24 protein-coding genes and 1 pseudogene are annotated in these 21,824 nt (G+C 62.5%); 12 read left to right on the top strand and 13 right to left on the bottom strand.

The genetic code is table 11. From position 1 onward, the window contains the following. Positions 1 to 76: 76 nt before the first annotated feature. Entirely contained in the window at positions 77 to 697 is a 621-nt protein-coding gene (locus ACFQEV_RS16160) for a hypothetical protein (RefSeq protein ID WP_379698247.1), read from the top strand. 225 nt (positions 698 to 922) lie between these two features. Here the strand turns inward: ACFQEV_RS16160 and ACFQEV_RS16165 are convergent, their stop codons facing one another. The 8 genes from ACFQEV_RS16165 to ACFQEV_RS16200 form a co-directional block, all read right to left on the bottom strand. Next, complete coding sequence (locus ACFQEV_RS16165; RefSeq protein WP_379698250.1) at positions 923 to 2,044, bottom strand: tyrosine-type recombinase/integrase; 1,122 nt, start codon at positions 2,042 to 2,044, stop codon at positions 923 to 925. Beyond that, positions 2,037 to 2,537, bottom strand: coding sequence for a hypothetical protein (locus ACFQEV_RS16170; protein WP_379698253.1), 501 nt, complete (start codon positions 2,535 to 2,537; stop codon positions 2,037 to 2,039). Before ACFQEV_RS16170 ends, ACFQEV_RS16165 begins: the two co-directional genes overlap by 8 nt. Beyond that, positions 2,534 to 2,998, bottom strand: coding sequence for a hypothetical protein (locus ACFQEV_RS16175; protein WP_379698256.1), 465 nt, complete (start codon positions 2,996 to 2,998; stop codon positions 2,534 to 2,536). Before ACFQEV_RS16175 ends, ACFQEV_RS16170 begins: the two co-directional genes overlap by 4 nt. Next, on the bottom strand, positions 2,991 to 3,581 hold the full coding sequence (locus ACFQEV_RS16180; protein WP_379698259.1) for a hypothetical protein: 591 nt from the start codon (positions 3,579 to 3,581) through the stop codon (positions 2,991 to 2,993). Before ACFQEV_RS16180 ends, ACFQEV_RS16175 begins: the two co-directional genes overlap by 8 nt. A 177-nt stretch (positions 3,582 to 3,758) precedes the next feature. Continuing rightward, on the bottom strand, positions 3,759 to 4,049 hold the full coding sequence (locus ACFQEV_RS16185; RefSeq protein WP_379698261.1) for a hypothetical protein: 291 nt from the start codon (positions 4,047 to 4,049) through the stop codon (positions 3,759 to 3,761). A 1,307-nt stretch (positions 4,050 to 5,356) separates the two neighbouring features. After that, positions 5,357 to 5,983 (bottom strand): hypothetical protein, encoded by a 627-nt coding sequence (locus ACFQEV_RS16190; RefSeq protein ID WP_379698264.1) that lies wholly within the window; start codon positions 5,981 to 5,983, stop codon positions 5,357 to 5,359. After that, a complete protein-coding gene (locus ACFQEV_RS16195; RefSeq protein ID WP_379698267.1) occupies positions 5,980 to 6,150 on the bottom strand; it encodes a hypothetical protein in 171 nt (56 codons plus the stop codon). The genes ACFQEV_RS16190 and ACFQEV_RS16195 overlap by 4 nt, the downstream gene beginning before the upstream one ends. Before the next feature lie 310 nt (positions 6,151 to 6,460). Continuing rightward, positions 6,461 to 7,573, bottom strand: a complete 1,113-nt coding sequence (locus tag ACFQEV_RS16200; protein ID WP_379698270.1) for a DUF4238 domain-containing protein — start codon at positions 7,571 to 7,573, stop codon at positions 6,461 to 6,463. A 110-nt stretch (positions 7,574 to 7,683) separates the two neighbouring features. Here ACFQEV_RS16200 and ACFQEV_RS16205 point away from each other — a divergent pair. Then, positions 7,684 to 8,532 (top strand): annotated as a pseudogene (locus ACFQEV_RS16205) (ATPase, T2SS/T4P/T4SS family); the annotation flags it as partial. Beyond that, complete coding sequence (locus ACFQEV_RS16210) at positions 8,525 to 10,075, top strand: type II secretion system F family protein (protein ID WP_379698272.1); 1,551 nt, start codon at positions 8,525 to 8,527, stop codon at positions 10,073 to 10,075. The pseudogene ACFQEV_RS16205 and the gene ACFQEV_RS16210, both read left to right, overlap by 8 nt. 43 nt (positions 10,076 to 10,118) lie before the next feature. Here the strand turns inward: ACFQEV_RS16210 and ACFQEV_RS16215 are convergent, their stop codons facing one another. The 3 genes from ACFQEV_RS16215 to ACFQEV_RS16225 all read right to left on the bottom strand — a co-directional run bounded on the left by ACFQEV_RS16215 (position 10,119) and on the right by ACFQEV_RS16225 (position 12,102). Beyond that, positions 10,119 to 10,979: a hypothetical protein gene (locus ACFQEV_RS16215; RefSeq protein ID WP_379698275.1), complete on the bottom strand. Its 861-nt coding sequence runs from the start codon at positions 10,977 to 10,979 to the stop codon at positions 10,119 to 10,121. 150 nt (positions 10,980 to 11,129) lie between these two features. Next, complete coding sequence (locus tag ACFQEV_RS16220) at positions 11,130 to 11,771, bottom strand: hypothetical protein (RefSeq protein ID WP_379698277.1); 642 nt, start codon at positions 11,769 to 11,771, stop codon at positions 11,130 to 11,132. After that, positions 11,710 to 12,102: a hypothetical protein gene (locus ACFQEV_RS16225; RefSeq protein WP_379698280.1), complete on the bottom strand. Its 393-nt coding sequence runs from the start codon at positions 12,100 to 12,102 to the stop codon at positions 11,710 to 11,712. Before ACFQEV_RS16225 ends, ACFQEV_RS16220 begins: the two co-directional genes overlap by 62 nt. A 23-nt stretch (positions 12,103 to 12,125) precedes the next feature. On the opposite strand from ACFQEV_RS16225, the gene ACFQEV_RS16230 reads away from it, so the two are divergent. The 6 genes from ACFQEV_RS16230 to ACFQEV_RS16255 all read left to right on the top strand — a co-directional run bounded on the left by ACFQEV_RS16230 (position 12,126) and on the right by ACFQEV_RS16255 (position 15,077). Further along, a complete protein-coding gene (locus tag ACFQEV_RS16230; RefSeq protein WP_379698282.1) occupies positions 12,126 to 12,659 on the top strand; it encodes a DUF7266 family protein in 534 nt (177 codons plus the stop codon). Next, entirely contained in the window at positions 12,656 to 13,351 is a 696-nt protein-coding gene (locus tag ACFQEV_RS16235; protein ID WP_379698284.1) for a DUF7263 family protein, read from the top strand. Before ACFQEV_RS16230 ends, ACFQEV_RS16235 begins: the two co-directional genes overlap by 4 nt. After that, a complete protein-coding gene (locus ACFQEV_RS16240) occupies positions 13,344 to 13,781 on the top strand; it encodes a DUF7262 family protein (protein ID WP_379698287.1) in 438 nt (145 codons plus the stop codon). The genes ACFQEV_RS16235 and ACFQEV_RS16240 overlap by 8 nt, the downstream gene beginning before the upstream one ends. After that, positions 13,778 to 14,305 carry a DUF7261 family protein gene (locus ACFQEV_RS16245; RefSeq protein ID WP_379698290.1) on the top strand — a complete coding sequence of 176 codons (528 nt, stop codon included), beginning with the start codon at positions 13,778 to 13,780 and terminating at the stop codon, positions 14,303 to 14,305. Before ACFQEV_RS16240 ends, ACFQEV_RS16245 begins: the two co-directional genes overlap by 4 nt. 160 nt (positions 14,306 to 14,465) lie before the next feature. Then, positions 14,466 to 14,708, top strand: a complete 243-nt coding sequence (locus ACFQEV_RS16250; RefSeq protein WP_379698293.1) for an amphi-Trp domain-containing protein — start codon at positions 14,466 to 14,468, stop codon at positions 14,706 to 14,708. Beyond that, positions 14,709 to 15,077, top strand: a complete 369-nt coding sequence (locus ACFQEV_RS16255) for a hypothetical protein (protein ID WP_379698296.1) — start codon at positions 14,709 to 14,711, stop codon at positions 15,075 to 15,077. It begins immediately after the preceding gene. Between the two features lie 44 nt (positions 15,078 to 15,121). Here ACFQEV_RS16255 and ACFQEV_RS16260 read toward each other — a convergent pair whose 3' ends face one another. Together ACFQEV_RS16260 and ACFQEV_RS16265 are read right to left on the bottom strand one after the other, a co-directional pair. Next, positions 15,122 to 15,682 carry a DUF8054 family protein gene (locus ACFQEV_RS16260; RefSeq protein ID WP_379698299.1) on the bottom strand — a complete coding sequence of 187 codons (561 nt, stop codon included), beginning with the start codon at positions 15,680 to 15,682 and terminating at the stop codon, positions 15,122 to 15,124. Beyond that, complete coding sequence (locus tag ACFQEV_RS16265) at positions 15,679 to 16,455, bottom strand: nucleotide-binding protein (protein ID WP_379698301.1); 777 nt, start codon at positions 16,453 to 16,455, stop codon at positions 15,679 to 15,681. The genes ACFQEV_RS16260 and ACFQEV_RS16265 overlap by 4 nt, the downstream gene beginning before the upstream one ends. A gap of 99 nt (positions 16,456 to 16,554) precedes the next feature. On the opposite strand from ACFQEV_RS16265, the gene ACFQEV_RS16270 reads away from it, so the two are divergent. From ACFQEV_RS16270 to fdhF, 3 genes are read left to right on the top strand one after another with little or no spacing between them, the layout of a single operon-like run. Then, the gene (locus ACFQEV_RS16270) at positions 16,555 to 16,860 is read left to right on the top strand and encodes a hypothetical protein (RefSeq protein WP_379698304.1); all 306 of its coding nucleotides are present in this window, start codon (positions 16,555 to 16,557) and stop codon (positions 16,858 to 16,860) included. A 59-nt stretch (positions 16,861 to 16,919) separates the two neighbouring features. Beyond that, on the top strand, positions 16,920 to 18,491 hold the full coding sequence (locus ACFQEV_RS16275) for an NADH-ubiquinone oxidoreductase-F iron-sulfur binding region domain-containing protein (protein ID WP_379698307.1): 1,572 nt from the start codon (positions 16,920 to 16,922) through the stop codon (positions 18,489 to 18,491). Next, positions 18,488 to 21,823: a formate dehydrogenase subunit alpha gene (gene fdhF / locus ACFQEV_RS16280; protein ID WP_379698311.1), complete on the top strand. Its 3,336-nt coding sequence runs from the start codon at positions 18,488 to 18,490 to the stop codon at positions 21,821 to 21,823. The genes ACFQEV_RS16275 and fdhF overlap by 4 nt, the downstream gene beginning before the upstream one ends. Position 21,824 lies beyond the last annotated feature (1 nt).

Consider the following 21,824-nt stretch of genomic DNA (forward strand, 5'->3'; position numbering starts at 1 on the left):
TCGGTCTTATCGCTCTTATTAGAAGACAGAGACGGCCAATTGAGGATTTAGTGTGTAGGAGATAGATAGGTCGGCCATGCGGCGTATCTCCAAGAAACACGTACTCCTGATTTCGGGTATTGTTTTCATTCTTAGTATCGTTGTAGCCTTTGTCGATTGCAAAATTCTGGTTGGCTGTTCTCTTCCCCTTCTATCCTCTCTCCTTTCAATAGTTCTCAGTCTTCTTGGAACAGTCATACTGGCTATACCCTCGCTAACAGCTGAGTTTGAGGATAGTGCTCAGATAAGGGAAGCGAAGGAACATGACGAACACATGAGGTCTGCCTATGAACAGTTGAAAGAGGGAAAGGAATTGGAAGAGGGTAGAGCTGAATTTGAAGCGATGACGACGTTCCTTCAAGTGCAAATAGATATTGAACAATCCCCATCTACTATTTCCGGCGGAAGATTCAGCGGCGCATTGAAGAATCACAGAGAGGTTCTGGTAGACGGCAAAAACGTAGACATATCAACACGAGATATCCAGCATGAGATGATGTCGTATTCGGAACGAGTGGACTCAGCAGAGGAATTTGAAGATGAAGAACAAGAGAGGAGATACGTTGAAATGGGATGCCTTATATATGGTGAGGCGATTTTCTTTCAGGCCCTCTCTACAGTACTATCCCAGAGCGGTTCTCTCAGCATACCGATTTGACGTAGTAAAGCGCCACTATCACTAGCCCCTCCTTCGATGAACTGGACTCTGTTCGGTTGAGAATCCCACGTTTATCGAAAAATTCGAATCCGTATTACGCCCGGACGTCGTTGAAGAGTGGTTATCGAAGGTTAACGAGGCCGCTCAACCGTATAGAATCGACGAGTCGTAGAATACTATCCAGTGAAACACTCAGGTTGTGCCAGAGCCATTCTTATCTATAATTTAGATGCCTAAGCGGTAGATGTTCTCGCGGTAGAGGTCTTCGATATCCTCATAGTAGGTGTGCAGGTAGGCGTCAATCGGTTCCTCCATTGACCCCTTCTCCACCGAATCACCGCGCATGTACTTCACCAGTTCGCGGTTCACGTCCTGCTCGACACGCCACCACGTCGAGAACCGGTGGCGTCCGAAGTGACTCGTTATCGGACGGTACGTCTCCGTCTCCGCATACTCCGGGTGGAACTCGTTCTTCCAGACGGAGTTGACGCCCTTGTGGTCCATTTGTGAGTGGCTGGTTTCCGAGAGGAAGAGCCACGGGTCGCCGTTATCGGGACGGACCAGTAGGTAGCGAGCGAGCAGTCGCCGGAGTTCGCCATCAAGGGGGAGCATCCGAGCGCGTCCCGACTTGTTGCCCGGTCGCTCGTCGTTCGGTGGGATGTAGATAGCGTTCTCTCGACCGGCAAGCCGGTCCTCTGCTCCCATCTCTGGGTAGTGGCGTCGAATCTCGCTGTTCTCCATCGCAATATCGCGCAGTTTGATGTTGGAGACCTCGCCTGCTCGCAAACCGAGTTTGAACTGGAAGCAGATTATCGCCCGATTGCGAAGGTGCGTCACGCCTTCGACCATCTCCTGAAGCTCCTCGACGGAGATACGGCGGTGCTGCTTCCCGTCGGGCACCTCCAGATTGACCTTCTTGCGGGCGAGGGTGAACGGGTTGTAGTCTTGCGGGTGGGGAAACGCCGCTAACTCCTGCCAGTACCGATAGGCACGGTTCAACTTCCGGAGCTTCCCCTTGACTGTACGCGGGTGGTTGTTTGCTCCGTCGGGCGATAGCTGCCAGTCGATGAACCGAATGACATGCTCGTCGCTCGGACACGCCGGGTGGCGTCCCTCTCGTTCCATGTGTTCGCGCCAGTCTCGAAAGACGGCCCGGTAGTTCCGGTGAGTGTGCCTATGTAGGCCTTTAGGCAACAGTACTTCCTTTATGAACGGGACGAAGGGGTCAACGTCTATATCCTGAAACGTCTCCTCGAACTCGGCCAGCGGGTCTGTCGTCTTGCCGAACGCTGCCGCTATCTTCTCCGTCGAACTGGCTTCGCCTGCCGTCGTCAGGTCGTCACTCATTCTTCTTCCTGTGGTATTCCGCTCGATTGTTTCGATTCTCCCGTGCCTTCCATCGCCAAACACGGTGCGCTGCGTCCCCAGTGAGCGTCGCCATCAACGCCGGGTTATACCGGTGGGGATGCTCGCTGTGCCACTGCAACCAGTCATAGAAGCGATTAACGCGCAACCAGTAATCATAGGCCCGACGTTCGGAGCCTCCATCTAGCAGGTCGGCGCACCACGTCACTACGTCGTCCGGCATGGCGAGCGCGTGGTGTCGCTCACGTCCATCCATATGGTTCTTCCAGTAGTCGCCAGCGCGGTCTACCTCCTCCTCGTAGCGGGCGTGATTGCCCTGCTCGTACTCGTATTCCTCGCAGAACTCCTGCCACGTATCCTCCCCCTCGTAGGCGTCTGCGTGGTGATAGAACCGATAGCGACTCGGCACCTCCTTTAGCGTCTTGTAGACGCCAAGACGGTCATGCGGGTCCAGCGACTTTGTTGGGTGCGTCATCGCTGCTGCATCTCCTGTGCGGTCTCAGGCGTCGGGTAGAGCTTCTCACCGCGGACTTCGACCGACTCACCTTCCATCGTCGTCAGGTGGTCGTCGGCCCGCTCCGGCACTGTCGCTCTGAGGTGTTCAACGAGGCAGTTGAAATCTGTCCCCGGGTTCTTCGAGACGAACCAGCGAATCTCCGCCGAGTCGGAGTGATACAGCCGGTCCTCCAACTTGTTGATTCGTTCGCGGGCGTTGTCGAGTTCGTTCTTTAGGTCGTCACGTTGCTCGCGGAGTTCCTGATTCGTCTTGTCGGGTTCGACCGATTCGTCGAACTTCTTCATTCCCGCCTCAACCATCGCGGCGATGAAGCCGGATTTGCTCATATCGAGCTTGTCGGCCATCTCCCCCCATCGGCGGTACTGCTGCTTCGTTGGATACGTCGTCGCCATCTGCGTGTTCTCTGCCGTCTCAGGCATGATAATTATCCATAGATTTCTCTTGGAACTTCCTATCAGGAATCTCCGGATTACGCTCCTTCAGCAGTTCAATGACATCCTCTGGCCTCATACCGCTGACCTTAGCAGCGTCTCTGATTCTTCCATGCTCCGGGAAGACATGTGTTCCATCCTGAAGGAGAGAATCAAGTGCCGTGAGATGTTCTTCGAGCTTCTCGTTGGCCTGACTAGGCCCATCCTTTGCTGCTTTCTCGCGGTCTCGAATCTGCTGCTCAACGTTGTCGTTGATGGATGCACGAAGGACTTCGAGCCTCTCAACTACAGTCTCAGCTGAAAACGCGTCCGCACCCTCTTCTTCAGACGCCTCCTCAAACCACTCTATCGTGTCCTCAATCTCGGATAGACTACTATCGAGTTGACTACGTGCTAAGTCGTTCTTTTCATCTGCCTCAACTACTTTCTTACCGTACGCCGCTGCGTTCACTCCACGGCGGCACTCCGCAGCAACCGAAGTGTTCGGCAACTTGTCTCTGACAATCTCCTTCGATTCCACATCAAGGTAGACATTGGTACGCTCTCTATCTGATTCGTTGTCGGATGGCATTCTGTCGTTCGTATTTGACTTCTGACTAATTTCACGAACGACGATGGACCAGAATCTCTATGCTAGCGCACTCCGTACGCTAACGTGGACACGGTTACACCGTCGTCCGGCAGTTCCTCACACCGGTTCGATAGAAGGGGTGGCTGTACACCCGCTTCTACTCGGTCTGCTATCTCCTCAGTCATAGCTCTCGTCCGAATCGGCGTCTAACGCCAAAGCGTAGAACTTTCGACGTGGATGGGGTTTCTTCGCCTGAAGCCGACCTTCCTCTACGAGTGCGTTACATTTCCGCCGTGCAGTCTCGTGGTGGCACCCGAGACGGTCAGCGACAGCAACAGCACTCACCCACCTCTCATCCATATCTACAACTACTTGAAGCGTCTCCGACTCCGAGTAGACTTCAGAGAGATGACCGTGATAGCCACGGGGACCGTCACCTCGTGTATCCGTCTCATCTCTGTCACTCATTACCACATCACCATACGATATATAAAACCGCAAGCCACTAAAACGTTTTGGTTAGTTGATAATTGCGGCGATAATCGCCATCCGTAGGCGGGGTTGTATCGACACAATCTCTGATACCAGTAGTTGCAGAGCGAATCTCTCACTCATAAACCGTCTATTTCCACTGGCGCGCTCACCGATACTAATGACGGCCAGCGGCCCTGCGAACAACAAAATCAACACCCACCTATGGAGGAACATGTGTATACATACTATACTAGTTTAGTGTATGTGTGTATGTGTAGGTGGGTGTGTCTCTAACCCTATTGCGCGTTGTTCGAGTCCGCGAATTAGGTTCGGTTCGCTCATCTCGCGCATTATAGCCGCCGAGAGAGAATGCGGTAGAACCGAGCAGGGTTTCCGCGGTCACTGTCCCGTCACGTGGTTTAAGTCACATATTGATTCGGTTCTACTCGTCATCTGAATAACCGAGCAGATAGCGATAACCAACAGCTATAATCCCAACTAACTCTCAGACACCCCTATGGTCGGGTAGATGTATATGTACATAGAGAATGTATATGTACATACTGCGGACGTAGTAGGGGGAAGAAGACTACGAGCCGTTCTGCCGCTGCTGGTGGACATGACGCGCTTCGTCTGTCTCTGAGGTCTTTCCACCGTCCCCACTTCTCTTCGCGTTCCTGCGCTCTCTGCTTGGCCGTCAGCGGGTAGTCGTGGTCACGTCACGCCTGCTCGTCCACGTCTACTGTCGCGTTTTATCGCTGCTGGTAGGCCGACTGGCTCCCAGTCAGAAGGTCGAGGTCGTCGTCCGCATCGGAACTGCCGTTTGGCCGTCGCTCCTTCGTCTTCCGTGCCTCCCATGCGCTCCGACTGCCTGCCGGGACTTCGGTGCCCTCGGGAACACCATTGAGACCGACCTTCCGCCGTTCCCACGAACGCCGACCACCTGCGGGGTACTCATCGGAGTCGTCTCGCTGTCGCAATGGATGCCGTTCGATGTTGCAATTCATCCGGCCCGGAACCGCCGTCATCTGCGCTTGAGCCTCCGTTTGTCGCTGTCCGTTCTCACGCGTAGAGTCGCACGTCTCCTTACCGTTGCATCCCGGCAGGGAGTAATTGAGGAGAGTCTGCGCGACGGATAGAATAGTCTCGTCGGAGTTGTTCTTGAACGCCGGTCCGATACTAGGATTCTCCCGCTGAGTCATCCGAATCGCCTTGTCTCGCTCCGTTGCGTTCGGGAAGACGCTACTACCGCCGTTCGCTCCACCTTCGCTCATGTTTGCTCTCACGTAGTCGCTCGCTCGCTAGTTGACTATCTGTGCATCCTGAGATGCGTTCGCTCGTGGGGCGGCACACCCGTCCTCGGGGCTACATCGTGCCTGTATCTGCGAATCACTCGGGAACACCGCGATGTGGTCCGGCAGGGGCGGTCCCTGCACCAAGTCGTACTGCTCGCCGTCGTAGCGACCAGAACGTGACTCGTCGTTCATCGTACTGTACCCAGCATTCACGCTTACCTGCTTACCGTCTCGTAGTAACTCGACTAATCGCGCTGCACTCCCACCGAGTGCTTCGGCCTTCGCCACGTCAATGAGGCCGTTCCCTCGCAACTTCGACCCGCCATCAAGTGCGGTGGGGTCGTGGAATGCACCGATGACCTCGCCCATGAACGCATCCGGATTCCGCGCAGTCCGGTTGTGGTTCGACGGGTGAACGTACGTCAGGAGCGTCCCATCCCAGAGGTGGACGGTCTCTTGGATGCTCGCTGCTGGAAGGTACTCTTTGGTTCCCTGCTCGGGGTAGTCAAGAACCATCTCCGTTAGCGGGACGATGGGGAACTGTAGGTACTCGCGTCCGTTCCGTCGGACGGTCTGTACGTCGCCGGACTGCACGCTGTTGGTCCGCCATCCGGTTGCAGACAGGTCGGTCATTGATTGACCACCGGTGGCGGGTCGTGAGCCGCTTCGGGGTCGTACTGACTCGCCATCCGTCGAAGCAACTCGTCGTATGTCTTACCCGCTCGCTTCAGCGGCTTCAGCGCCTCGTCGTGGGTGGTCGCCGTGTAGGGGAGACGGGCGGCGTTATCTTGGTTAACCATACAGGTCGTTATACGCGGTTGTACGGGAAAATACCACCTCTCGGAAGTAGAATAGACCTGCGCCACAAGGCCATATAGTACTGATTTCGGGGAGATAGGTTTAGATGAATCGGTAGATTTGAGTCGGGTTAGTCCGTGGTCTGACATCGGGTAATCCCTACTCGTCGGGCATAGGGACATGAACCGCTACTGGCGGCGAATGAGTCTTAGGGCAACAAAGCTTCGAGTGCCCTGAGAACGTGTGGTGATATACGTTCTCAAGCCTCCGGCAACAAATCGTACTACAGAGTGTAACAGAAGACTAGCCTACTCAACAGTCTTCTTCCGCTTCCTTTCGAGCGTCTTCGAGGATTGCGTCAACATAGTTCTCCCAACCCTCCGATAGCTCGGGATGTCTCCTACTGACGAATTCCGCCTCTATCCGCTGTCTCACGAAGGGGAGATAGGGAGAGTACTCCGCAAGATTTTGGCCGAACTCCAGCATCTCATTTTCACTATCGAAGTCGTGTTCTTCGGGAGAGAGCTTCTGGAAAGTGGTCGTCTCTTGGTTGACGTATTCGGTCAGCCGGTTCTGTGCATCCTTGAATTCTTGTTTCCGTCCAGTATATCGATAAAAGACGCTCTCCAACGCATTGATGATTTGAAGGTCATTCAGACCATTAACTACTTTCTTTGAGTCAGTAACAACTCGCCGTTTCTTCACGTCAGAATATTCTACATTGTAAGAGACCTCATCATACAGCATCATTAGAACGTTCTCAGAGATAGGAACGAACATCTGCAGTCCTCGATTCTGTAGCCCGATTGGAGAACGTTTTACTCTCCCTTTGAAAAGACGGTTATCAAGTACTACAGGGTGGTCGGAGACTATGAACTTCGTCTCAGACGTATTCTCCAATACGACCACTTCAAGGTCGATTATCAAATCAATCCCTGCCAGGGCATGAAACATAGGGAGTGTGAGCGGGTTTTCTTGAGTTATCCTGACATTATCAAGTGCGTCAAGAGCATTTCTACCGCTTGGTAGCTCAGGGTCTAGTTCGCCCATCTCCACTTGGGCGCGCAAGTACTCCTTCATCAGATTATCCGTCATCTCCTCGGCTTCACGCTTTCGCTGTTTCGTACGATTCCGCTGTAGGAGAACAAACGCACAGAAGTGCAGTATTTCAATTTCGTCAAGAACATCAAATGACCTATACTTGCGGAGGTCCCTGATTATCCGTGCGTGGATACTCTCCAGTCCATCTAAGCTCTCCTCAGCTTCAGGTCCGCCGTAGATGTAGTCCTCGGAACAGAGGTGGGAGATATTGGTTCGAGGGTACTCCTCCTCGTTTTTCAGGTTGTAGACAGCAACCATCTCGTCGTCCGTCCATCCTCGCAGTAGATACTTAGGAACGTAGTGTTGATTCTTCCTCTTAGCCATCGGTTTGTCGGGGAATATCTTATCAGGTATCAAATACCTATCGCAAATTGTGACTCATATCCGCCGATAACGGCCTCTGTGACACCTATTCATCTACTAGTATATTTCGACTATTGAACGCGCACATGCCCTTCATCCCGTACGATCACCGCCCGGTGAGCATCGACGAGGGGTCCCGAGAGGTTCACCTGCCGCACGAGACGGGCATCTCGCTGACGACGCGCGACCACGAGAACGAGTTCAAGCGCGTCTCGATGGCCGACCTGATGACGGAGGCGAACTACCTGAACCCGGACGTGGAGGTCATCGCCGAGGTGAACACGCCCGAGTCGTTCGAGACGTTCGCGGAGGTTCTCAACACGGGTCACGGCGTCATCGGCACCACCCACGCCGAGGACGTGGAGACGCTCGTCAACCGCGTCGTCGAACAGGGACTGCCGACGTACCTCCTCGAAGAACTCGACGTGGTGGTGTTCCCGCGCCGCATCGACGGCGACCGGTACGTCGGCGAGGTGGTCGAACTCGTGAGCGAGGAGGGGTACGACGAACTGCCCGCGACGGCGCGCAAGGGAACCGTCGAGAAGGACGGACGAACGCTCCGCTGGAACACCGTCCTGCGGCGCGAGACGGACGGCACGTTCTCGATGCAGTACGACCACCCGCGGATGGGCGACGACCACCGCAGACTCGGCCACCGCGTCTTCCACCGACTGGCGGCGGCGACGGACCGCGACGTGGAGAGCGTCGAGGCGGAGTTCCACCGCAAGCACGGCTACGTGCAGTACCTCGTGAAGGAGGGCGTCGCGGAGTTCGACCGCCTGTTCGCGTTCCTCTCGGACCTCCGGACGGACGAGGCGGCGACGGTCGAACGCGTCCGGCGTCGCATGGCGGAGGCCGAGTTGGCCAACGACGGCGGCGGCGAGAGAGACGCCCGAACCGGCGGTGGTCGCCGTGAGTGACGGATTCGCGGGCGGGAGCGCCGACGGCGGAGACGCCCTCTCCGGGCGCGCCTCGTTCGCCGCCGCGGACCGCGTCTGCTACGCATTGTTCGCCCGCCACGCCGACGCCGCGCGCCATGAACGCGCCCGCCGCGCGTACCGGGGGACCGACCTCCGCGTCGGGTTCGACGTGTACCTCGCGCGGGTGTACGCCGCCTCGTGGGTGTTCGCCCTCCTCGTCGGCCTCCCGGCGGCCGTCATCGCCCTCGCACTCCCGGATACGACGCTCTCGGGGGCGGTGGCCGCCGTCGAAGGTGCCGTCCCCCTCGCGGAGACGCTTCCGGTGCCGCCGGTTCCGCGCCCGCCGGTCGCAGTCGCCGCGGCCCTCGTCTGCGGTTCGGCAACCAAGCGGGGCGTCGTCGCCCTCGGCGGGCGGTACCTCCGCTGGGTCGCCGCCGCGCGGCGGTCGAACATCGAACGCACGCTTCCGGGCGCGGTTCGCTACCTGCACGTCCTCGCGTCGGGGAGCGACGGCCGCCGGGCGATGCTCCGGCGCGTCGCCGACACCGATGCGTACGGCGAGACGGCCGTCTCGATTCGGAAGGCGCTGAACACGGCCGCGATGACGGGCAACGTCAACGAGGGACTCCGGCGCGTCGCCCGCGACACGCCCGCGCAGGACACCCTCTCGCCGTTCCTCCTGAAGTACCGCGAGCACGCGGACCAAGGCTCCGACGCCCTCCGGAACTACCTCCGGATGGAGAGTCGGATGCTCGGCCACCGGCAGGACCGCGCGCGCAAACGCTCGGAGGGCTTCCTCGAACTGCTCTCGGAGGTGTTCATCGTCCTGTTGGTGATGCCCGCGCTCTTGGTCATCGTCCTCACGGTGATGAGCATCATCGCGCCGGGCCTCTCCGCGCCCGTGTGGACTCCCGTCGGCACGACCACCGTCCGCGGGTTCGCCGTCTACGCCAGCGGGCTTCTCATCCTCGTCGTCGGCGTCGTCGCCTCCGCGTTAGTCGCGGCCCTCCGCCCGCCGGACCAGACTATTGAGTACGAGCGTCCATCCTCCAGACTCCGAACGCTCGCCACCGCCGCGTCGAACCCGGCGAGTGCCGCCCTCGTCTTCCTCCCCGTCGGCGTCTGCGGGGCGGCGGCGGCCGCCCTCCTCGGTGCGAAGTGGGCCGACGTCACCCTCGCGGGGTACGTCGTCTACGCGCTTCCCGTCGGCGCGGTGGCCGTCCGACGCGCCCGCCTCGACGACGCGAAGGACCGCGAGATAAAGGACTTCGTCCACGCCGTCTCGGGGCACGTCACCCTCGGCCGTCCGTTCGGCGAGGCGGTCGAACACGTCGCCCGCGACGTGGATTTGGGCCCCCTCTCCGGCGACGTGGCCGACTTGGCGTCGAACCTGCAACTGACGACGCCGAACACCGGCACCGACGAGGACCTGCGGACGGCCGCGCTGGACCGGTTCGTCGAACGGGTCGGCACGCCGATGGCCGAACAGGTCATATGGAACTTTCTACCTGTTTGCTATACAATTCAGCACCGTTCCAGTTGAGACTCGTGGAATTAAGTTAGCGTTCCAAAACAGTGCGTATATCTCACTCTCTGTCTCGCCCCATCAACTGGTAGATTTCATGTAAGGCCGCTGCAAACAAGATAATGAGAATCGAACTCGGTAGAACCGTTGTCACTATCAACAGGATATTGAGAGCCACACTCTCCGGAGGAAGATAACTAGGACGTGTCGGCACTCCTACCTCAGCTAACCAAGCGTTTGGTACACTAATATACGCAGAGTGAGAAATAGCTGCAATATAGAACGAATATTGTGCAATTTTGCGAGTAATCCTTCCAAACCGAAGCTGAACTCTCTCTGAGATCCGATCTACTATTGAGGATTCAAACCTTCCACGCATAATGAAAATAGTGGCTATGAGGATCAGTGGGCCTAGAATTGTATCAAGCGCAGAGAGAAATGCGTCAGGGTATGGTATGAAATAGAATGACACGGAAATTGCAATGATTGCCAACGAAAAGGCGATTGTTGAATGCGAAATTTGATGGAAGAGCGAATTATTCTTGTATGCTTTTGCAATCTCAAGGAAGCTATTATGGATTACTGTACAGAATGCGACAATAAACATAATCGCTGCACCGGTCATGCCAAAGATTCGCTGTTGAGGGGTAACTACTTGGATATTTGAGAGATACGTGACAAGCGCAGCGAAGATACCTGAAATTGCGAGAAAAGTATAGTTCGACTGAAGGAACTCAGGTATTGTCTCATGAGGCTCACCCTCCGACTCCCGGTCATAATACCCATAAATCGGAACCCCTTCCCAGAAGAGTTCTTCTTGCTCAGAATCGTCGTCTTCCTCGCGTTCTTGTTGATCGGGTTCGTTTCCCTCATCCTCCTCTTGCTCAGAGATTTCCTCTTCCTCGCGCTCGTCCTGGCTCATCGCGTGTGTCTGTCTGTCGTACACTCGCGGATATAAGCGGTAGGTTGCCTATCACCGATCCTCAGTTCGGTCTGTTTCTGTAGAGAGAGGGGGAGGGGTCAACAGAGGGCTACGCGCGATCGCGCGTACACGCGACCCCCTTCACAATCGTCACTCGTCAACGTCGATGTCGTCGGCTTTGTGTCGGTGATTGACGCACACGATAGGCTCCTCTGGTGGGTACTTCGCGTCGTTCGGGCACTGATTGCCAGCGTTCGTCTCCGCTTGACACTGCGGCGCAGACACCGCCTCTGTCGAGTCCTCGCTCGTGTCTTTGTCGAACTTGATCTCAATGCCTTCGTCGTCAATATCATCGTATCCAATGCTCGTTGCTGGGATCGAGTCTAGCCGGAGAACTTCTTGGGCGACCTGCATCGTGTCTCCCTGGCTCGAACCCGTGATACCGTACCCGAGAATACCCTTCTTCTGCGAGATCTTGTCGAGTACGAACACCTGTCGGCGAATGTCGGCAGGGATGTCCATGCCGGTGTGCCCGACCATAATCAGGTGACAGTGGTTGTGTCGAAGGAGTTTCAGCATCTGACTCACAGTCTTCCCAGCGCCCTGATCGGCATACTGGAGGAATTGTGCAGCCTCGTCGATGAGGAGGATTTGCCAGCCGTCGTAGTCGCGGATGGACTGTTCGACGTCGACCCACTGCTCCGGTACCGTCTCGTACGGGTCGGACGTGTTATTCGATAGTACCCGGAGATCGGGGAAGACTGTCTGCCCGATCTCGACGAGGGTGTACATTGTGTTCGACTTCCCACGCCCCGTAGGGGGGGACACGGCTGGAGAAGATGATGCACTGGAAGATGTTGTTGGTAAATTCGGTGTTGTACTGCGGTTCCTGTCGAAAGAGGTCTTTGAGTTGTTCGTACTTGTTCCAGTCAGCCATCTCGATAGAGCTATTCCCGCTCGTCACCCCCGTCGCATGCGACATTACAGAGAGATTTCCGCTCTCCACAGCCGTATTCAACTTCTTCGACACCGCCTGCATCAACAGTTCCTGATACCGATCTGTTTCTTCGGCGTCTTCGATGCTGCGTTGGTCGGGCGGCGGAGCGTCCGCCTCGTCGTCCACGACCTGCGACTGGAGGTGGCCTGATGGGTCGTCCGCCGCGGCCGGCGCATCCGTCGCGTTCGTCGGGGACTCGCCCCGCGGACCGCGCCCTCTCGCCGGTCGTCGGCAAGGGCCTCGAAGTCGGCATCGTCGTCCTGTTCGTCGCGTTGCTGACGACGACACTCTACGGCGGCGTCGTCCCGGACTACCGCACCGCCGCGGGGGCCGAAGTCGGCGAACGCGCCCTCGTCGGGGCCGCAGAACGCGTCGAAGGCGCGGTTCCGGAGCGCTCGGTCGGCGTCGAACGCGTCGTCTCGGCCCCGCTTCCGGCCACCGTCCGCGGCGACCCCTACCGCGTCCGCGCGACGAACGGAACGCTCGTCCTCGACCACCCGAACCCCGGTATCGGCGGTCAGGTCCGACTCGCGATGCCGTCGCGGGTGTCGAACGTGACGGGGACGTGGACGAGTTCTGACCCCTCGTGGGTCGTCGTCGGTGACGGCGCGCGCGGCCCGCGCGTCTCCTTGGCGAACGGGAACCTGACCGAGGTGGCGAACGAGACGGGGGTGACGCCGTGAACGCCGCCGGTTTACGGGCCGCCGACGCGCGCGGGCAGGCGAACCTCCTCGCTCTCGCCGCCGCACTCGTCCTCCTGACCGCGGCGACGGTCGGGAGCGTCGCCCTCGCGGACCGGGCACTCGGCGGCGCGGACCGCGACCCCGGGGCGAGACACGCCGCAGAGGCGGCAAGCGCCCGCCTCGTCGCCGCCGACGCGAACCACACGCGGCGCGCGAACGTCGTGAACCGAATGGCGGTTCGGACGCTCGACGCCGCCGACATCGACCGACTCGCGCCGCCCGTCCGGGGCCGCGCGGTCCGAGTCCGACTCGGGAACGAGACGCTTCTGGAACGGGGCGACCCGGACGGGCCGACCGTCCGCAGACTCGTCCGCGTCGAGGGAGGCGAACGCCGGTCCGAGTCGCTGAACTTCGCGGAGCGAACGGTCGTGTCGCTGCCGGATCGGGTGCGGCGCGTCCGCCTCGACGTGTCCGCCGGGGGCAACACCACGGTGGTGACGGTTCGAGCGAACGACCGGGTCGTCCTCCACGACCGGTCGGGACTCGCCGGCGAGTACGTCGTCTCCGTCCCGCCGGTCACCCCGCCGAGACTGTCGTTTACGGTCGAAGGCGGACGCGACGGCGGGGCCACCGTCGAGTGGACGGCGACGAACGCCTCGGCGGAGACGCTGGAGGTGACCGTCGGTGCGTGACCCGAGGACGGTACCCGGCGGTCGCGCCCAACTCGCCACGTCGCTGGCGGAAGCGGTCGTCGGCATCCTCCTCGTCGCCGCCGTCGCGGCGGGGTTCGCCCTCGCTCCCGTCGGCGGCGACGCGGACACCGCGGACTCACAGCGACTCGACCGACTGGCGTCGGACGCGCTCTCGGTCCTCGCCGCCGAACCGCCGACCGGGAGCGGAATCTCGCGGCTGACCGCCGCCTGCCGATCGGAGTCGGCGTTCGAGAACGAACGCGAGGCGGTGGCGACGCGCCTCGACGCCCTCCTGCCGGACTCGGTGGCGTACCGCCTCGTCACGCCGCACGGCCGCGTCGGGTTCCCTCCGCCCGACGGACTCCCGTCCGGTCGCGCCGACCGCCAGACCGCCGGATGCGCGGTGACGCTCAGGGTGTGGTACGTGTGAGCCGGAATCGGGGGCAGGTCGTCCTCCTCGCGGCCGTCGTCGTCGCCGTCGCCCTCGTCCCGATGACGCTGGCGTACGCCCAACTGGGGTATGACGCCGACCGAACGCCGTCTCCCGGACCGACCGACCCCTCGGGAGTCGACGAGGCGCGCGAGACGCTCCGAACGTCGCTCGTCCGCGCCGCCGCCGACGCGGACGGCGAGTACGCGTGGGAGGACCGCGACGCGGCGGCCGCGGCGGTTCGCGCGGCCGTCGACGCCGACGCGCGCCGCCTCGCCGAGGACAGGGCGGGCGAGGAACGGTCGCTCGTCGTCTCCGCGAACGGGTCGGCCGCCGCGCGGTGGGCGGGACGGAACTGCCCGACCGGAGCCGGGCGGGACTTCGGCGCGTGCCGCGTCGAAGACGGCGTCGTCGTCCAAGAACGCGCCGCCGAGACGGCCGTCGTCGCCGCGGCGTTCGATCTCTCGGTCGTCGCCCCCGACGAACGGAGCGAGGTGACCGTCGTCGTCCGTCCCGTCGCGTAGACCGCCCGCACCCGGTCGAGAACGGCGCGGCGGCGCGTCCGGAAACCCGGTACTGGTACGAAGTAGAGAGTGTAATTATTAGACGATATACGTGAAATATTCTAAATTATTCGTGTCTTCGGCCCGCACTCTTTTCGATTATCGAACCAAATTCACGCCTATGGCAAACTCAACCGAATCCAAGCAAACGATGGACCGACAGGAGTTCGCAGACTACCTCCGAGAACTGGCGGACCAGTTCGACGGCGATTCGGACGCGAACATCCTCGTCGGGAACAAGCGCGTGAACCTGAGCCCGACGCGGAAGGTGGAGACCGAGGTCGAAGTCGTCGAGCGGTCGTCCGTACTCCGCGGCGACAAAGAGTCGATAGACCTGACGGCCCACTGGAAACGGGACAAATAGATGGTCCAAAGCATCGTCGCTTCGGCGCTCATCTGGTTCGTCGGGCTACTCGTCGGCGCGGTCGGCATCGCCGCCGGCGCAAAACTGCTGGTGGACCGCGACACCGGGTTCCGTCGTGCGATACTCACCGCACTCGTCGGCGCGACCGTGTGGGCGTTGGTGAGTTACTTCCTCGGCGGCATCCCCCTCGTCGGGCCGATACTGATGCTGATCATCTGGGTCGGCGTCATCAACTGGATATACCCCGGTGGTTGGGGAATAGCCGCGGGTATCGGCCTCATCGCGTGGTTGGTCGCCGTGGGCATCCTCTTCGCCCTCGGAACTCTCGGTATCGTCACGCCCGACGCGTTGGGCATCCCCGGCATCTGAGCCGGTCGAACCGCCGAGACGAACGCCGACGCCGCACCGCCCTTTTACCCGTCGTCTAACTGATCCGACAGTCCCCACTCCTCGGCGCGCGCGGCCGCCTCCTCGCGCGCCTCCTCGCGGATGGCCTCGATTCGGTCGGCGTCCGCGAGGAACGCCTCGACGGCGCTCGGATCCCGTTCGGCTTCGAGTCTCTCGTCGGGCGTCGCCTCGCGGGTTCGTTCCGCGAGAGTCGGGTCGGCGGCGAGTCTGTCCGCGGGTTCCGTCGGCGGCACGCGAAGTTCGTCGGTTCGGTGCGCCGCCTCCAACGCCGACGCCGGGAGTTCGTACACCTCGACGCGGTAGGGCCCCGCGGCGGCGAAGTCCGCGAGGACGTCGCTCCCGCCCCGGTCCGTCGAGGGGTCGTACGCCACCACGGGAACCCCATCTTCGAAGGTGAGGACGGCGCGGCCGCCGTCGCCCAACAGGAGGGCGTCCTGCGGTTCGACGACGGCGTAGCCTGTCAACTCGCCGTCGAGGGCGGCCGAGAGCGTGACGCCCGCGTCGGCGACGACGCGCGAGCGAATCAGGTCGCCTTCGGGTATCCGCACGTCTGCGGGCACGGTCACACCCTGTCGGGGACGACTGCGCTCCGGAACCGTTCGGCGACGCCCGCCGCGTCGCCGTCCGAGCGAACTTCGAGCGACGCCGCCGCCTCGCGGAACGCGTCCGCCGCCGGGTCTTTCGGGGCGTGCGCCAGCAGGGGTTTCCCCTCGCGGCGGGCCGCCCGCACCGCGTCGCTCTCGGGGACGGCGGCCAGCGTCGTCCCCCCGAAGTACTGCGCCGCTTGCTCGGCCACGCGTTCGACGTCCTCGTCCGGGCGGACGCGGTTGAACAGGACGCCCGCCGTCTCCGTGCCGTAGGAGCGAGCGTACTCCTGCACCTTCAGACCGTCCGAGAGCGACGGAATCGTCGGTTGGAGGACGACCACCACCCGGTCCGCGAGGACGACGGGGAGGACGGCGCTCTTCGACCCGAGGGCCGCCGGCGAGTCCAACAGGAGAACGTCCGTGTCGGCGGCCAACTCCGCGACCACGTCGCGGAGGCGCGCGGGGTCGGCCGCCTCGAACGCGTCGAGGCTGGTCCCGCAGGGGACGACCGAGAGTCCGAACCGGTCGTAGACGGCGTCTTCGACGGCCGCGCCCCTGCCCTCCACGAGCAGGTCGTGGAGGGTCACGTCGGCGTCGTCCAAGCCGGTGTGAAACAGCATGTTCGCCATCCCCGTGTCGGCGTCGATGACCGTCACGTCGTACCGGTCGGCGAGCGCCATCCCGAGCGCGAGCGTACTCGTCGTCTTCCCCGTTCCTCCCTTGCCGCTTGCGACGGCGAACGCCTCGACCATACGCCCGCCACGCGACCCCCCGTCAAAAGTGTTGAAACTCGACTGCCGACAGTGATTCTGTGGCGAACGACTACTTCACCCCCGGGCGTACGGAGGGGTATGTCTACCGAGACAGACACCGCCGACGCCGACGAGACGGACGCAGAGACCGAGACGGAAGCGGAGACGGAGGGCGACGAGGAGACGACGAAGCCGGACGAGACGACGGTTCGGACCACCGCGGACGCCCAGAAGGACGCGGACGTGACGAGCGATGCGGACGAGGAGACCGAATCGGACGCGGACGACTCGGAGGGCGGCGGCGGGAAGGGTAAGCTCGTCGTCGGCGTCCTCCTCGTCGCCCTCGTTCTCGCGCTCCTCTGGCGGCGGCGGAGCGACGGAAACCACCTCACCCCGCCGTTCTGAGCGAAGAGGTTAGCGAATCGCCAATAAACCTTTCCCCGACTCTCTTCTGACAGAGACGTATGTCAACAGCCGGCAGCCGTGGCGGTCCGACCGTTCGCGTCACGGTGGGCTCGCACGGCCCTCATGACGAACAGGAGGAGGGACGCCGCGTCTCCGCGGCGACGGCAGTCCTCGACGGGGCGAGAGACGCCGCGTCGGACGTCGACGTCGTGGAGACGGGGCCGACCGGCGCCGACCGGTGGGAACCACTCGTTCTCTGTACGCTCGACGGCCGGACCGCGTACCACGCGAACTGCGACGGCGCGCGGGCGAAGCGACTCGTCGAGGCGGTCGAATCGGGGAGCCTCCCGACCGACGGCGCGGCGGCCGTCGTCGAACACGGCGACTCGCCCGAGTCGCTTCCGACGCCCGAGGACGGACCGCTCTCGGTCGGCCGCCGCCGCGTCCTCGCGCGGTGCGGGTGGGCCACCGCGGACGACGCGCCCGAACCGGTGCCCGTGACCGACGCCGAGAGCGTCCACGAACGCGTCGCCGAGGTGGGCCTCCTCGGACGCGGACGGGGCGACGCCCACCGAGACGAGTCCGTCGCCGACGCGTGGGAGACCGCTCGCGAGGAGGAGGGCGACCCGGTGGTCGTCGTCAACGCGAACGACCGCGACCCGCGGAACCAGGCCGACCCCCTCCTGTTGGAGTCCGACCCCGCGAGCGTCGTCGAGGCGGCGGCGCTCGCCGCCGACGCCGTCGGCGCGACGGACGTGGTGGTGTACACCACCGCCGACGAGTTCCTCCGCCGCCGGGTGCGCGAGGCCGTGGACGCGCTCGTAGACGAGGGCCGACTCGAATCGCGGCCGCAGGTCGTCGCCGGTCCGGACCGCTACATCGCCGGCGAACCGACGATAGCGCTGGAGGCGTTGGAGGGGTCGGACCGAATCGAGGCGCGACTCACGCCGCCCTCGCCCGCGGTCCACGGCCTCTACGGGCGGCCGACGCTGGTCCACACGCCCCGAACGTTCGCGCAGGTCCGCCTCGCGCTCTCGAACCCCGAGGCGTTCGACCCGGACGACGCCGACCCGGGAACCCGACTGGTGAGCGTCACGGGCGACGTGGACTCGCCCGCGACGGTCGAACTCCCGACCGGCGGGTCGATGTCCGTCGTCCGCGACGCCGTCGGGTTCGAGGGGTCGCCGAAGATGGCCGTCGTCGGCGGGCAGTTCGGCGGCTTCACCACGCACCTCGACCACACGGTGTCGTCGCCCGCCCTCAACGCCGCGAACCTCGGCACCGAGGGCGTCGTCGAACTGTTCGACGAGGACAAGTGTCCGGTCGCGACGGCCGGGAAGCGCGCCCGGTTCGCGCAGGACGAGAACTGCGGGCGGTGCGCCCCCTGCCGCGAGGGGACGAAGCAGTTGGTGAACCTGCTCCGGGAGGTGTACGACGGCGACTACGACGACGATATGATTCGAGAACTTGCACGTACGATGCGAGCGACGAGCACCTGCGGCTTCGGCCGGAACGCCGGCCGAACCGTCGATACCGCCGTGAACGCCTTCGAGACGGAGTTCCGCGTCCACGCCGACGGTCGGTGTCCCGCCGGCGAGTGTAACGTCGCGAGTAGGGAGGCGAACAGATGAGCTCCGACGACCTCTCGCCCGTCGACACGGCGGACTCGGAGCCGCTTCCGGGCGTCCCGGACGTCGAGGACCCGCAACCCTCCACGCCGCTGACGGAGGACTTCGTGACGGGCACCGCCAACGACCCGGAGGTCGGCTCTCGAACCGAGGGGATGGCCCAGATCACCGTGGACGGCAAGAGCATCTCCCTCCCGCCGGGGTCGACCATCAAGGACGGCCTCGACGCCGTCGACACCGAGGGGAACGTCCCGGCCCTCTGCGCCTACGACAGGGACAGCGAACAGGGGGACAACGTCGGTCCGCGGAGCGAGTGCCGGACGTGCGTGGTCGAGACGGAGGAACACGGCATCGTGCCCTCCTGCAGTTACCCCGTCGAGGACGGCATGACCGTCCGCACCGACGACGAGGACGCCGCGAACATGCGCGACGTGAACCTCGATCTGACCCTCTCGAACCACAACCTCCGGTGTACGACGTGCGGACAGAACGGGCGCTGCGAACTGCAGGACGCCTCCATCGAGAACGGCGTCCACGAACCGCGCTACGGCGTCTTCGAGGACAGAGACGAGTACGTTCCGCTCGACGACTCCTCCTCTGTCATCCAGATAGACCGCAACAAGTGCATCTTCTGTAACCGGTGCGTCGAAGCCTGCAACGACGTGCAGGTGGAGGGCGTCCTCCGCATGAAGGGCGACACCGGTCAAGACCTGCACATCGACTTCCAGAACGGCGCGGACAAGTTCGACGACTCCACCTGCGTCTCCTGCGGCCACTGCGCCACCGTCTGTCCGACCGGGTCGCTGGTCGAGAAGGGACTCGTGGACGCGGCCACCCTCCCCATCCCGGGGTTCTCGCAGAAGAACTCCATCGGCAAGGTGATAGAGCACGTCCCGGTCGAGACGGCGGAGACGTCCGACAGTCCGAACCGCGACATCTACGGCGGGGACGGCCCGACGGCCGCGGCCGGCGCGGCCGAGTCGGACGACCTCTCCGGCGTCGCGCGCTACATGGAGAAGGCGAAGCGACAGGCGCGCGAGAACGGGAGGCGCGTCGGGAAGACGATGATGCAGCGGATAGAACACGTCGCGGAGGACGTCACCTCCGAGTCGATTCCCGCGGGGTGGCTGTTCGGCCTGGCGACGACTATCGGCGACGCCCGCCTCTCGCGGGTCAACAAGGCCGAGACCACCTGCAACTACTGCGCCGTCGGCTGTCGGTTCGAGTTGTACGGCAAGGACGGCGAGATACTCGGCGTCCGCCCCACCGAGGACGACAGTTCGGCCCCCGCCAACGACTTCTCGACGTGCGTGAAGGGGAAGTTCGGCTACGACTTCGCCGACAGCGACGACAGACTCGACACGCCCCTCATCAGGGAGGACGGCGAGTTCCGCGAGGCGACGTGGGAGGAGGCGCTAGACGAGATATACGAGAACCTCACCGCGGTTCGAGAGGAGTACGGCACCGACTCCATCGCCGTCACCTCCTCCTCGAAGGCGACGAACGAGGAGAACTTCCTGAACCAGAAGTTCGCCCGGCAGGTGTTGCAGACGCCGCACGTGGACAACTGCGCTCGCCTCTGTCACTCCTCGACGGTCGCCGGCTTACAACAGACCGTCGGCTACGGCGCGATGGCGACGCGGATCAACGAGGACGTCGGCGAGACGGACTGCTACCTCATCACGGGGTCGAACACCACCGAGAGCCATCCCGTCCTCGCCACGCGCATCAAGCAGAACGCCCGCGACGGCGCGGACCTGTTCGTCTTCGACCCGCGGCGGGTCGGACTCGCCGAACACGCCACGCAGTACACCCGGACGCGCCCCGGGAGCGACATCGCGTGGATAAACGGGATGATAAACCACATCATCTCCGAGGACCTCCACGACGAGGAGTTCATCGAGAACCGGACGAAGCGCTTCGAGGAACTGAAAGAGAAGGTCGAACCGTTCACGCCCGAACGGGTCGAGGAACTGTCGAGCGTCCCGCCGGAGGAGTTGAAGGAGGCGGCCGAGACGATAGCGACGGCCGACACCTGCATCTTCGGGTGGGCGATGGGGATGACCCAACACGCCCACGGGACGCGCAACGTGCTGGCGATGACGAACCTCGCCCTCGTGACGGGGAACATGGGGAAACCCGGCGCGGGACTGTCGCCGTTCCGCGGACAGAACAACGTGCAGGGCGGCGGCGGCGACATGGGCCCCGCCCCTCACACGCTTCCGGGCTACCAGGACCTCCAAGACGACAAGGTGCTCGACAAGTTCGAGGACGCGTGGGGCGTCCGCCCGCCGGACAGGGTGGGCCTCCGCCTCCCCGAACAGTACGAGGCGATGATGGACGGGGAACTCCACGGGATGTACATCATGGGCGAGAACCCCGCGCTCTCGGAACCGAACACCACCGAGGCCCAACAGGCGGTCCAGAAGTTGGACTTCCTCGCAGTGCAGGACATCTTCCTCACCGAGACCGCCCAGTACGCCGACGTGGTTCTGCCCGCCGCCTCCGCCGCCGAGAAGTCGGGGACGTTCACGAACACCGAGCGCCGCATCCAGCGGGTTCGCCCCGCCATCGACCCGCCGGGGGAGGCGAAGTCCGACTTCGAGATACTCATCGACCTCGCCGACCGGTTCGGCTACGAGTGGGACTACGACGACCCCTCCGACGTGATGGAGGAGATATCCTCGCTCGTCCCCATCTACGGCGGCGTCGACTACGGCCGCCTCGCGGAGGAGGACGGCAGCCTCCAGTGGCCCGTCTGGGACGAGGAGCACGCCGGGACGCCGTACCTCTACGAGAAGGAGTTCAACTTCGAGGACGGACGCGCGCGGTTCGTCCCCGCCGACTACGCCGGGCCGAAGGAGATGCCGGACGAGGAGTACCCGCTGATGCTCACGACGGGGCGCGTCCTCTACCACTGGCACACGGGGACGATGACGCGGCGCGTCGAGGCGTTGATGCACAGCGTCCCGGAGAGCTTCGTCACCATCCACCCGGACATGGCCGAGACGCTGGGCGTCTCGGACGGCGAGTACGTCCGCGTCTCCTCGCGACGCGGGAGCATCGTCGTCCGCGCGGACGTGGAGGAGACGTCCGACGAGGGCGTCGTCTTCATCCCGATGCACTTCGCCCGCGGCGCGGTCAACGAACTCACGGCGCACGAGACCGACCCCACCTCGCACATCCCCGAGTACAAGGTGTCGAGCGTGAAGATCGAACCGCTCGGCCCGGAGCCCGACGAGGAACCGTTCACCGTCGAGATGCCGGGCGACGCCACCGCGGGCCGCGAAGAGCAGGGAGACCCGCCGGCCGGCGAGTCCGGCGCGGACGACTGAC

It is taken from the genome of Halopelagius fulvigenes, from assembly GCF_042662625.1.
GTDB lineage: Archaea > Halobacteriota > Halobacteria > Halobacteriales > Haloferacaceae > Halopelagius > Halopelagius fulvigenes.

Excerpts from the sequence above, each read along its gene's own strand:
- ACFQEV_RS16175 (WP_379698256.1), bottom strand. The coding sequence starts at position 2,998 with ATGCCTGAGACGGCAGAGAACACGCAGATGGCGACGACGTATCCAACG.
- ACFQEV_RS16180 (WP_379698259.1), bottom strand. The coding sequence starts at position 3,581 with ATGCCATCCGACAACGAATCAGATAGAGAGCGTACCAATGTCTACCTT.
- ACFQEV_RS16170 (WP_379698253.1), bottom strand. The coding sequence starts at position 2,537 with ATGACGCACCCAACAAAGTCGCTGGACCCGCATGACCGTCTTGGCGTC.
- ACFQEV_RS16255 (WP_379698296.1), top strand. The coding sequence starts at position 14,709 with ATGGTCCAAAGCATCGTCGCTTCGGCGCTCATCTGGTTCGTCGGGCTA.
- ACFQEV_RS16275 (WP_379698307.1), top strand. The coding sequence starts at position 16,920 with ATGTCAACAGCCGGCAGCCGTGGCGGTCCGACCGTTCGCGTCACGGTG.
- fdhF (WP_379698311.1), top strand. The coding sequence starts at position 18,488 with ATGAGCTCCGACGACCTCTCGCCCGTCGACACGGCGGACTCGGAGCCG.
- ACFQEV_RS16220 (WP_379698277.1), bottom strand. The coding sequence starts at position 11,771 with ATGTACACCCTCGTCGAGATCGGGCAGACAGTCTTCCCCGATCTCCGG.
- ACFQEV_RS16265 (WP_379698301.1), bottom strand. The coding sequence starts at position 16,455 with ATGGTCGAGGCGTTCGCCGTCGCAAGCGGCAAGGGAGGAACGGGGAAG.
- ACFQEV_RS16195 (WP_379698267.1), bottom strand. The coding sequence starts at position 6,150 with ATGGTTAACCAAGATAACGCCGCCCGTCTCCCCTACACGGCGACCACC.
- ACFQEV_RS16200 (WP_379698270.1), bottom strand. The coding sequence starts at position 7,573 with ATGGCTAAGAGGAAGAATCAACACTACGTTCCTAAGTATCTACTGCGA.
- ACFQEV_RS16230 (WP_379698282.1), top strand. The coding sequence starts at position 12,126 with ATGGGTCGTCCGCCGCGGCCGGCGCATCCGTCGCGTTCGTCGGGGACT.
- ACFQEV_RS16160 (WP_379698247.1), top strand. The coding sequence starts at position 77 with ATGCGGCGTATCTCCAAGAAACACGTACTCCTGATTTCGGGTATTGTT.
- ACFQEV_RS16165 (WP_379698250.1), bottom strand. The coding sequence starts at position 2,044 with ATGAGTGACGACCTGACGACGGCAGGCGAAGCCAGTTCGACGGAGAAG.
- ACFQEV_RS16185 (WP_379698261.1), bottom strand. The coding sequence starts at position 4,049 with ATGAGTGACAGAGATGAGACGGATACACGAGGTGACGGTCCCCGTGGC.
- ACFQEV_RS16215 (WP_379698275.1), bottom strand. The coding sequence starts at position 10,979 with ATGAGCCAGGACGAGCGCGAGGAAGAGGAAATCTCTGAGCAAGAGGAG.
- ACFQEV_RS16270 (WP_379698304.1), top strand. The coding sequence starts at position 16,555 with ATGTCTACCGAGACAGACACCGCCGACGCCGACGAGACGGACGCAGAG.
- ACFQEV_RS16250 (WP_379698293.1), top strand. The coding sequence starts at position 14,466 with ATGGCAAACTCAACCGAATCCAAGCAAACGATGGACCGACAGGAGTTC.
- ACFQEV_RS16190 (WP_379698264.1), bottom strand. The coding sequence starts at position 5,983 with ATGACCGACCTGTCTGCAACCGGATGGCGGACCAACAGCGTGCAGTCC.